The 9,666-nt window shown below is 60.0% G+C and carries 10 protein-coding genes; 6 read left to right on the top strand and 4 right to left on the bottom strand.

Features of this window, described 5'->3' with window-relative positions; translation table 11 throughout:
* The 4 genes from BMZ66_RS20325 to BMZ66_RS20310 form a co-directional block, all read right to left on the bottom strand.
* Positions 1 to 951, bottom strand: a complete 951-nt coding sequence (locus tag BMZ66_RS20325) for an IS481 family transposase (protein ID WP_092677092.1) — start codon at positions 949 to 951, stop codon at positions 1 to 3.
* Between the two features lie 57 nt (positions 952 to 1,008).
* The gene (locus tag BMZ66_RS20320) at positions 1,009 to 1,884 is read right to left on the bottom strand and encodes a UbiA family prenyltransferase (protein ID WP_092677766.1); all 876 of its coding nucleotides are present in this window, start codon (positions 1,882 to 1,884) and stop codon (positions 1,009 to 1,011) included.
* Positions 1,885 to 1,915: 31 nt separating this feature from the next.
* Complete coding sequence (locus BMZ66_RS20315; protein ID WP_092677764.1) at positions 1,916 to 2,701, bottom strand: hypothetical protein; 786 nt, start codon at positions 2,699 to 2,701, stop codon at positions 1,916 to 1,918.
* A gap of 134 nt (positions 2,702 to 2,835) precedes the next feature.
* Entirely contained in the window at positions 2,836 to 5,061 is a 2,226-nt protein-coding gene (locus BMZ66_RS20310; RefSeq protein ID WP_092677762.1) for a PA14 domain-containing protein, read from the bottom strand.
* Between the two features lie 367 nt (positions 5,062 to 5,428).
* On the opposite strand from BMZ66_RS20310, the gene BMZ66_RS20305 reads away from it, so the two are divergent.
* The 6 genes from BMZ66_RS20305 (at position 5,429) to BMZ66_RS20280 (ending at position 9,606) form a co-directional block, all read left to right on the top strand.
* Positions 5,429 to 6,106: a hypothetical protein gene (locus tag BMZ66_RS20305; protein ID WP_092677760.1), complete on the top strand. Its 678-nt coding sequence runs from the start codon at positions 5,429 to 5,431 to the stop codon at positions 6,104 to 6,106.
* On the top strand, positions 6,103 to 6,396 hold the full coding sequence (locus tag BMZ66_RS20300) for a winged helix-turn-helix domain-containing protein (protein WP_092677758.1): 294 nt from the start codon (positions 6,103 to 6,105) through the stop codon (positions 6,394 to 6,396). The genes BMZ66_RS20305 and BMZ66_RS20300 overlap by 4 nt, the downstream gene beginning before the upstream one ends.
* Before the next feature lie 79 nt (positions 6,397 to 6,475).
* Positions 6,476 to 8,134 (top strand): DUF4153 domain-containing protein, encoded by a 1,659-nt coding sequence (locus BMZ66_RS20295; protein WP_092677756.1) that lies wholly within the window; start codon positions 6,476 to 6,478, stop codon positions 8,132 to 8,134.
* Between the two features lie 25 nt (positions 8,135 to 8,159).
* Complete coding sequence (locus BMZ66_RS20290) at positions 8,160 to 8,381, top strand: hypothetical protein (protein ID WP_092677754.1); 222 nt, start codon at positions 8,160 to 8,162, stop codon at positions 8,379 to 8,381.
* A 45-nt stretch (positions 8,382 to 8,426) separates the two neighbouring features.
* Positions 8,427 to 8,987: a hypothetical protein gene (locus tag BMZ66_RS20285; protein WP_092677752.1), complete on the top strand. Its 561-nt coding sequence runs from the start codon at positions 8,427 to 8,429 to the stop codon at positions 8,985 to 8,987.
* Positions 8,988 to 9,141: 154 nt separating this feature from the next.
* Complete coding sequence (locus BMZ66_RS20280; RefSeq protein ID WP_143080307.1) at positions 9,142 to 9,606, top strand: hypothetical protein; 465 nt, start codon at positions 9,142 to 9,144, stop codon at positions 9,604 to 9,606.
* Positions 9,607 to 9,666: the final 60 nt, after the last annotated feature.

Genomic DNA, 9,666 nt, shown 5'->3' with positions numbered 1-9,666 from the left:
CTAGGTGTATAGTCCCAGCGTGAGGTGGGTCGGGTTTCGGGTAAATATAGTCGGGTTCTTTTGCCACTGCGCACAGACGAATTCATGTGGGGTCAGCCCGCGTAGCGTCTTCAAGCGCTTGGCGTGGTTGTAGGCTAGCAAAAAGGCTTGCAAGTGCTCGTTGAGCTCGTCGGTGCTCTGGTAGTGGAAGCGCTTGACGGTGGCTTCTTTGATGGTGCGGTTCATGCGCTCGACCTGGCCGTTGGTCCAGGGGTGAGCTGGCTTCGTGAGACGATGCTCGACACCATATTCGCGGCAAATGCGGTCAAAACTGTGCCCACCCGGCAGAAATTGGTGCGGCTGGGGCGTGAACTGCACCCCGTTGTCGGTCAGCACGGTATGCGCTTTGTAGGGCAGCTTGTCGAGCACGCGCCGCAGAAATTCGGCCGCGGCGACCCGTTTGGCACGCGGATGTAATTCGGCAAACGCCACCTTGCTGGTGCGGTCGATGGCCACAAAAAGGTATTGCTTACCTTCCTCGGTCTGGACCTCGGCGAAATCGACGTGCAGGTAGCCGATGGGGTAGTCTTTGAATTTCTTTTTCGGCGGGCTCTGCCCGTCCTCGTTCAGCGGCAGGCGACTGATGCCGTGGCGTTGGAAACAGCGGTGCAGCGCCGAGCGGGACAGGTGCGGAATCGTGGCCTGCAGGGCGTACAGGCAGTCATCGAGTGCCAGCAAGGTGTGCCGACGAAAGGCCACGGCGATGGCTTCCTGCTCGGCGCTGAGCACCGTCGATACCGGCTTGGGGCCCATGGGCGCATCGGCTGTAGTCGGGCGCTTGCGCCACTTGGCCACCGTTTTGGGGTTGATGCTGTAGCGGGCAGCTAAGCTTTGTAGGCTTTCCTGGCTGTGTTGGATAGCGCGCCGTACTGCCGCTGTTGTGCGGGCGCTGCCGTGGAGTACTTGTCCCATAGGTTCGTGCAAAATTCCAGCCCGGAAAATACACCATCACTCCTTGGGACTATACACCTAGCGCCAGAACAGCATGGCGATGAAAGCGGCACTCATGCACAACGACGAAACCTGGTTCATTCGCATGGTGTGCTCAAAATCGGCCGCGGCCTCGTCTTGCCACACCTGCCAGGCCCAGCGGCTGAACAGCATTACCACCGGCCCGGTAGCCACCAGAAATATCAGCAATGGGCGAATCTCCTGGCGCAGCCAGTAAGCCATGCCCAGGGTGGCCGCCCCCGCCAGCAACCCCACCGCTGCAAACACAAACGTGCCCCGAATGCCCAGCCGCAAGCTCAGGGTGCGGTCACCGCGGCGAGCATCTTCCGCGTGTTGGTACACTTGAGTAAGCGGGTAGGAACCACACAAAAACAAGGTGCTAACCAGGGCCAGCAGCAAATTGCTGCTCTCCAAAAGCTGCTCTGTGCTGGCGCCTGCGCCTACTTGCGTCATCAGGAAAGTGAATGCCCCCTGAAACACCACTACCACCACCGTGCTTAGCAGCGGATATTTTTTAAGCCGAATGCCTTCGTAGCTGTAGGCTTTGGAAACCAGCAGATACAGCACCACCAGCGCGGCAAAGGGCAGCGAAATAAGGGCAGCCCCCAATACGGCCAGCGCATCGAAAAGCCACACGAGGTGCAGCAGCTCATGGGTTACTTTGGGGGGCGCCTTGAGGCCTCCAATGCTGCCTTCGTCCTTGTCGTAGTAGGAGTTGTAGCCGTTGGAGGCCGGGTAGGCCAGCAGGTGCAGCACCACAAATACGCCCACTGCTTTCCAGCCGCTCCAGGGCCCGCGCAGGGCGCTCAGCCCAAACCAGAACACGGGCATGAGGTAAATGGAAAACGGGATGCGCAGCAGCGGCAGCGCACGTTGGTAAGCAGCAAGGGACATGCACGAAAGTAGGGCGCCGCGCTGCTTCTTGCTACTTCGGCCAGCCGATTAGGTACGTGACCTCGGGGCCCCAGGAGTGCCGTTGCTTGCCCGCTTGCCACTCAAATAGCCCGGCAGGGTCGGCCGCATGGGCCAGGGCCAGCAGCTCATCGGTCGAATACATGCGTAGCAGCGACACCGAACCGTCCCAGATGGTGAAGAGCGGGATAACGGGGATGAGGTAGGTGAAAAATAGCCGGCTGAGTCGAAACGGGCGGTAGAAGGGCGTGAGCAGCAGCTGGGCCACCGGCAGCGCCGTCCACGCCAGCAGCAACTCGCGCCAATGCTTGCCCGCCCCCTCAAACACCCCAATGCCGGTGCCCGCCCGCACGGCATCGTGCAGCATGGCTTGGGCCGCCGCCGGCGGAAAATGGTGAAAGGCCGAAAAGATGGTGCGGAAGCCCCGCAAATGAGCAGGCACCGCGAGTGCATCCACGGCCGTGGGTTCGTAGCCAATGGCCCCCGCGGTTTGGTGGGCAATGTCGGCCCAGGCGGCGGGCTGGGGGTAGAGGTCGGTGAGGGTGATGGTGACATTGGGCAGGCCCTCGGCTTGCAGGGCGCGCCACACGGTTTCGGTGCCGCCGCCCGCGCCGGCGCCCAGTTCCAGCACGTGGGTCTGATTGGTGCGGCGCAGGCCCTCGGCGAGGAGTGGCGCAATGGGCCGATATATGCCCAGGGCCGAAATCATAAACCGCAAATAGTCCATCATCCCCGCCCGGATGGTGGTTGGGAACCACGGCAAATCCTCAAACTCGAACAGACGCAGACGCAGACGCATGGCGCAAGCATACGCAGAAAAGCAATGGTCCGACGACTTTCTAAGTCATCGGACCATGAAATGGAGCGTAAACAAATAGGCCAGGGCGCCTTGCTTCGCAGGAAGAGTACCTTAACTGCCCATATTATAGACTGTTAATGGCTGAACGCCACCTTGTAGTTCACCACTTCCGTTGGCGTCACCAAGTGCACAATGTAGATGCCTTCGCTCAGATTGGCCGCGTCTAGCTCCACGGAGCGCTGCGCGCCGGCCTCCATGGCCCCGGCAAATAGTTGGCGAACAAGTTCGCCCTTCAGGTTGACCAGCGTGAGCACTGCCACCCCCTTTTCGGGTAGGTTGAACTGCACCCTGGCGCGCTGATTGCGCCCCATCACGGGGTTGGGATACACCTGCACCTCGCTACGCCGGGCATTAGGCTGGTTGAGGGTGGCCGCCTCAAAGGTACTTGCTGCTGATGTGCGGGCGGCCGTAGTGGTGCCCCATGGCACGAGCGAAGAGCCGGGCACGGGCTGCTGGCGGGTGCCGTCGGGCAGTTGCCAGGCCACGGCCAGGTAGCCGTTGCCTTTATCCTGCTTGTGCAGGGCTTCCACGTAGTAGCGCTGCCCGGCCTGCAGCTGCACCGGAGCCGACTGCTGGCTGGGGTAGCGGTAAAAGTCGTAGGCCGAAGATGTTTTGCCAGAGCAGGTAGCGATGCGCACCTTGCGGTTGGGGTCGGTATCAGGACTCAGGAATAGTGCACCGTCGTCGTCGGCCGTAATCCAGAAGGTGTAGGCCCCGCTGGTGGGCGGACAAATGTAGCCGCGGACCCGGGCGCCGTAGTTGTTGCCAGATTGAACAGGAGACTCAAAATTGATGATAGTGGCGCTGCTGGTTGGGGCAGTAGCAGTGGGCACTGTGCTGATGGTCTTTCCATTCACGTTGCTCCACTGCTCGCGGAGCAGGCTTCCAGTGCCGGTGCAGGCAGTGGGTGTTGGGGTAGGCGTGGGTGTTGGCGTCGGGGTAGGAGTAGGCGTCGGAGTGGGAGTAGGCGTCGGAGTGGGAGTAGGTGTCGGTGTCGGTGTCGGAGTGGGGGTGGGCTCAGTAGGAGTGGTGGTTCCGGCCACTTGGTGGCGGAAAACATTGACCATTTTGGTGGTCGTGTTAAACGAGGCGCTATCGGCGCCGGTCACGCTGATATTGGTGATGGTGGCTGCCGAATTGACCAGCAAGGTCAAGTTCTGGAAGCGGGTATTGGGGCTCAGGGCCGCATAGTCGAGGTCGATGGTCAGGACGTTGTTGCTCAGCGCTTCTGTCTTAACTACCTGAGCACTGACGCGGCGGTACTCCGAAAACTCGCGCAGGGTGGTCACCCACAGCCGGTCTTGGGCAATGGACTGGGTGTAGTTCAGCCAACCGGAAAGCACGCTGAACGTCATGCCGTGGGAGAAAACCCGCTGCAAATACACTTCGGTAGCATTCGTGCCCGGCGCCATCAAGTTGTCGCTCACCGCCTTGAGGCGATTCAAGAAGGCGTCGGCTGTTTCGCTTGAGGATTGGTCGGCCTGGTAGCGCCGATACACGAAGGACGTAGTGGGCGAGGGCAGTGCGCTCAGGGCCACGCGCTTCTCATCCCAGGTGTTGAGCATGGGGTAATTATCGCCTTGGCTGGCGCTTGACACGGCTATGTAGCCGGCGTTGAACGCTGCCGTTGGGTAGCCGGCAAAGTTGGTGGGCACAATGTGTACCGTGGGCTTGTAGCCCTTCAGCCGGTCGGCAATCAGGGCATCCAGGTCGCTTACCTGCTTCACGGGGTCGGTGGCCGTGTGTAGGTTGGAGTGGTTCTCGATGTCCCAGCCGTTGTCGAGCATTTCCTGGGCCTGGGCCCACACCAGCCGGCCCGCGTCGTGCTGGGCGCCCGGGTCCAGCCACACCGAGTTGTTATAAGTATTGCGGCCGTTGATGGCTACCGCGGCAGTGTACGGGCGCTGGCGGCCGCAGCCATCGGTGAAGCGCAAGCCTGGGTAGCTCACGCCATTGCGCACGCCCCCTTTCAGCAGCGGCAACAAGTCGGTGTAGGCCGAAATGGGTGAGTCGTCCTCTTCAAATTGCAACACCCGGGACTTATTGTAAAGCGTGGGGGCAATGCGGGACGAAGCGCTGGCGGGCGCACTCGCAAATGTGACCGTAATGCGCGCCTTTGTGCCCTCCGCCATGGCCGAGGTAGCCACGCCAGGCCGGCCCAGGCTGGCGCGGGTGCTCCCTTTGCCAATCGCAGCGGTATTACCCGTGCCTGGGGCCGCCAACGCAATGCCAAGCGTCGTCGCGAATAATAAACTTTTGGAAAATAATGTCTTTGAAATCTGAGGTATCAGTGGGCGCATATGCGTTTAATTGCGATTCTAACTATGAAAATGGCTGTGAGTTCACAACTTACAATTTGTTCTTCAAAAAAGAACAAATATAGTTATTTTCTTTGATTTTAGTTTGTCCACCTCAACCGTTGTCACTATGCTAAAAGTGCGTTGAGCTGGTCTTTTTTTCAGCGCTTTCAACCAGGTCCTGAATGAGGTGTCGCAGCAAGCGACAGTGAAAACTTTCGCCTCCAGCGGGTCAACAATCCTGCAATTACTAGCAGTTGCCTACCACAGGTTTTTCGTTAACCGGACTTCTGGAAGATATAAATTTGAAGCACGTGTGGATGTATCAAAAGTTTTACCCAACTTTGCATCACAAAGCACTTCGATATATATGAAGCCCGCCGCCCAAGACCCGCTCGCCCAACTCACCGAGATTCGCGCCATCATGGAGCGTAGTTCGCGCTTCCTGTCATTGTCCGGCTTGAGCGGGGTGGGGGCTGGCGTGGTGGCGTTGTTGGGGGCACTGATTGGGCACTTCTATCTGCAAAGCCACTATTCCGATGGTTACCTGCAGCTCATGCGGGGCTCGGCAGCCGAGCGGAGCGCCGCCCTGCCGTTTCTGTTGCTGCTGTCGGGGGTTATGATAGGTTTGGCGCTGCTGGTGGCTTTTTTCTTTACCCAACGCCGCACCAAGCACGATGGCCAGGTGCTGTGGAGCGGGCCAGCGCGGCGGTTGGCCCTGGCACTGGCGGTTCCGCTGGTAACGGGCGGGCTGTTCTGCCTGCGCCTGTTCCTGGGCGGCGATGCGGCCATGGTGATACCTGGCTTGTTGGTGTTCTACGGGTTAGCGCTGCTCAATGCCAGCAAGTACACCCTCGACGAAATCCGGTGGCTGGGCCTTACTCAAATCGGTTTGGGGCTGCTTTGCATGATGCTGCCGGGCTGGGGCCTGATTTTTTTCGGGCTGGGATTTGGCCTGGGCCACATCGGCTACGGCCTGGTGATGTACAACCGCTACGAGCGGCCCGGTGCGGCTACTGTAGCGTGTAAATCCGTAGTGGCTCGGTGAAGCACCTCATCCATACCCTCAACAAGGCTTTCGACCACCGCGTGCGGCTGGGGGTAATGGCCGTGCTGATGGCCAACGAATCGGTGAGTTTCAACGACCTGAAAGAAGTGCTCGACCTCACCGATGGCAACCTCGCCAGCCACGTAGCCGCCCTCGAAAAGGCCGAATACATCCTCGTGAGCAAACAATTCATCGGCAAAAAGCCCAACACAACCTACGCCGCTACCCCGGCGGGCAAAGTGGCCTTCCAGCAGCATCTGGCAACGTTGGAGAAGCTATTACGTCCTTAAAAAGACGTCAGATTAGCCTTGGGCTCTTTTTTTTGATTTACTACTTTGGAATACAAAGTTCTTTTAAATATTTACCATCATGACAGATTTCGCCCCTACCGCCTCCGCTTGGCCGGACGGCCAACCAGCCCGGCCGGCTTCAACAGCTATTTTCTCGCCTTCTGCACGCGTTGCGCAGCCTCTCAGCACCACTCAAAAAGTGCTGCTACCGGCTGGGGTGGTGCTGTTCAACTGGTTGTTTTGGCTGGAAGCAGGTGGGCCCAATGTGCTGGTGTTCGCAGCCTTTGTGGTGATGGCGCAGCTGCTGTTGGTACCGCGAGTGGCTCTGGTTCGTCGCTCGGGCTACTTCTGGCTTATGGTGGGCGGCAGTTTGTTCGCGGGTGCTATGATGGCCGTGTATGGGTCGGGCGCGGCGGCGCTGGCGTGCACGGCTTCGCTGCTGATGCTGCTGGGCTACGTCAATCAGCCGTATCTGAAGCTGGTGCTGTTTGCCCTGCTCACGGCCCTGGGCAGCGCGGCGCAGGCGGGGCCGCGGGTGCTGGCTGGGCTGCGGGCACCCCGTGATACCGGGGCAGGCATGCGCCGGGGCTGGTACTACGGCCGTCTGCTGCTGGTGCCGTTGGGGGTGCTGGTGGCGTTTCACGTATTGTTTGCGCTGGCCAACCCGCGGTATGCGGCTCTGAGCAGCCGGGCGCTTGAAGTGCTGGGCGACTTCCTGTTGTGGCTGCTGCCCGAGGTTTCGGTGGCGCATTTGTTGTTCATCGTGCTGGGCTTTTTGGTGACGGCCGGGGTAGTAGTAATGGTGCCGGTGCACCTCTACGCCGACCGCGAATCGCGCTTTGGCGAGTTTATTCAGCGGCAGCGCAACCGGGTGGCGTCGTTTGCGGTGCGCCAGCCCAGTTTTCGCTACAACAAGGCTGGCGCGCTCGATTTGCGCAAGGAGTTTCTGGCCGCGGCCGCTGTGTTTGGATTGGTGAATGCGCTGCTGCTGGTGGTCAATGCCATCGACGTGAACTGGCTGTGGTTCGGCTTTGTGCCCAAGCCCGGGTTCGACCTCACGCAGTTCGTGCACGAGGGAACGTATGTGCTCATCTTCAGCATCCTGCTAGCCATGGGCATTGTGCTGTGGTTCTTCCGCCGCAACCTCAACTTCTATGCGCCTGGCCTGCCGTGGCTGCGCTGGGGCGCCACAGTGTGGGTGCTGCAAAACGCGGTGCTGGCCGTGTCGGTGGGCCTGCGCAACTATTACTACATCCTGCACTGTGGCTTGGCTTACAAGCGCATTGGGGTGTGCTTTTTCCTGCTGCTGGTGTTTTTCGGGTTGGGTACGGTGCTGCTCAAAATATGGCAGCGGCGCTCGGCCTACAGCTTGGTGCGGCTCAATTCGCTGGCCGTCTACGCCGTGCTGCTCCTGCTGGCCGCCGGCAATTGGGAAGTTTGGATGGCTCGCTACAACCTGCAGACCCGATTTCGCACCATTGACATCGGCTTTCTGCTCGGCATGCCCGGCCGCGTACTGCCCACGCTGCTCGCCCATCGCGAGCTGATTGACCGTGCCCCTCAACTCACCGCCGAAGCTAAATACGGCGGCTCCGAGGTCATCTCGGCCGCCGATGCGCAGCGCCGGCTCAATGCCCGTGTAGCCAACTGGAAAGCACACTACCAAGCCCACCCGGGATGGCAGAGCCGCACCTACGCCGCATGGCAGACCTACCGCCAGCTATCCGTCTCCAAATAGTTTTTCCACTAAATCTTCTACGGTCATGACCGGACTTCCTCAGCTTCTTCTCACTTTCCTGGGCCTGCTTTTCTGTGCCGGCGACGTGGCTGTTTTGGGCGTGCTGCTCACTTGGCAAGAGCGTGCGGCCTCACCGGCCGCCCGGCGCAGGCGCTTGTTGCGCGGAGTAATACCCGCCGCAGTAGTGCTGGTGTCTTTGTTGCTGCTGGCCTTCGTGCAAATGCTGCTGCTGTGGTCGGGCCAATAGGCCCTCACTTCCTGCTTCCTAATCAGCTTTCAAAATCAGAATATCATGCACAAGGACTCTCCCGTTGCCTTGAACGCCTATCAGCGCTTGGTCAGAAAGATTGTAGCGCACGCCGAAACCTCGTTTCTGATTCCACTTTTCTGGTGGTTCTACGGCGCTCGCCCATCGGCCACGCCCATGCTTTACTTAAGCGGCTTACCAGTGGGCACCCTGGGCCGCGCCGTGGCCGATGGCCTGCACTGCCACGGCTTTCAACTCATTCCGAACTACGAAAACCACGACCTTAAACACGCCCTGCTCGGCTACGGCATGACGCCCGAAGAGGAGCTGAGAATGCAGGCCTTTATGCTCGGCAATGGCAACCGCAGCCCCACCTGCTTTGGCGCCCTGCTCTTCGCAGTACTGATGCCCGAGCTGTGGGCTAACCTACTGGTTCATTACCGGCAGGGAAAGCTAGTAAGCCCAGTTTTCCGGTGGAGCCTGGTCGATTATGCCGCCAAAGACCTGGAGAACCTCCGCCAAGAAATCGGCCTATACGCCGCTCGGAACCAGCAGAAAGTACGCATCCTCCAGCCCCTCGTGGCTTCTGCAGTAAGCATTAGCTGAGGTGGCGCCTTGGTCAGAAGCGTAATCGGGCCGTAACCAGCCGTACTGTTGTGGTGCTCATCCGGCGCGGTCAGGCTACGCGCATACCGACTTGCCGTCACTAACGGTTAATCAGTATCTTGGCGGCATCATGGTCTAACCGTCTACCCGCGCTATGCCCACCTCTCACTCGCACCTTCACCCTCAGTCTGCAGTTCCCTCCCTCTCGCGTCTGGGCCGTTTTCTGGCCGGTGCGCAAGTGCTGAAAGAAACGCTGAGCATGATTTTTCTGGGGTTGCCCTTGGTGAAAGCAGCGCCATTGGTGCTGCTCTCGGCCCTGCCGGGGGTGGTGCTTTACCTGCTGCATTGGCACCTGGCCTTGGGCCGGGCCGGGCGCGTGTTTGCGGCCGTGGTGTGGGGCTTCACGTTGCTCGACGAGCTATGGGGCTTGTTTCTGTTTCAGGAATTGGATTCGCCCACCCGAGCCCAAATCCGGATGCTGCACTGGAGCTATTTTCTGGGGCTGTCCTTTATTGTGCTAGCCTTGGGGGAGTTAGGATGGCGGTGGCAGATTCGCCGGGTGCGGGCCCGGCGCAATGTGCACCACCAGGCCATGCTGGCCGGCCGGCAGCGCCGGTAGCCGCCGGGTTGGTCCTTCGCTCATTTTGCAGTTGCACCCGCAGCACTCGGCTTTTGGGGC

The organism is Hymenobacter arizonensis (assembly GCF_900115775.1).
Classification (GTDB): Bacteria; Bacteroidota; Bacteroidia; order Cytophagales; family Hymenobacteraceae; genus Hymenobacter; species Hymenobacter arizonensis.
This window is presented reverse-complemented; position numbering and strand designations above follow the sequence as displayed.

Bases quoted from the DNA above. Each gene is read 5' to 3' on its own strand.
- BMZ66_RS20315 (WP_092677764.1), bottom strand. From the start codon at position 2,701: ATGCGTCTGCGTCTGCGTCTGTTCGAGTTTGAGGATTTGCCGTGGTTC.
- BMZ66_RS20310 (WP_092677762.1), bottom strand. From the start codon at position 5,061: ATGCGCCCACTGATACCTCAGATTTCAAAGACATTATTTTCCAAAAGT.
- BMZ66_RS20320 (WP_092677766.1), bottom strand. From the start codon at position 1,884: ATGTCCCTTGCTGCTTACCAACGTGCGCTGCCGCTGCTGCGCATCCCG.
- BMZ66_RS20290 (WP_092677754.1), top strand. From the start codon at position 8,160: ATGACCGGACTTCCTCAGCTTCTTCTCACTTTCCTGGGCCTGCTTTTC.
- BMZ66_RS20280 (WP_143080307.1), top strand. From the start codon at position 9,142: ATGCCCACCTCTCACTCGCACCTTCACCCTCAGTCTGCAGTTCCCTCC.
- BMZ66_RS20295 (WP_092677756.1), top strand. From the start codon at position 6,476: ATGACAGATTTCGCCCCTACCGCCTCCGCTTGGCCGGACGGCCAACCA.
- BMZ66_RS20325 (WP_092677092.1), bottom strand. From the start codon at position 951: ATGGGACAAGTACTCCACGGCAGCGCCCGCACAACAGCGGCAGTACGG.
- BMZ66_RS20285 (WP_092677752.1), top strand. From the start codon at position 8,427: ATGCACAAGGACTCTCCCGTTGCCTTGAACGCCTATCAGCGCTTGGTC.
- BMZ66_RS20305 (WP_092677760.1), top strand. From the start codon at position 5,429: ATGAAGCCCGCCGCCCAAGACCCGCTCGCCCAACTCACCGAGATTCGC.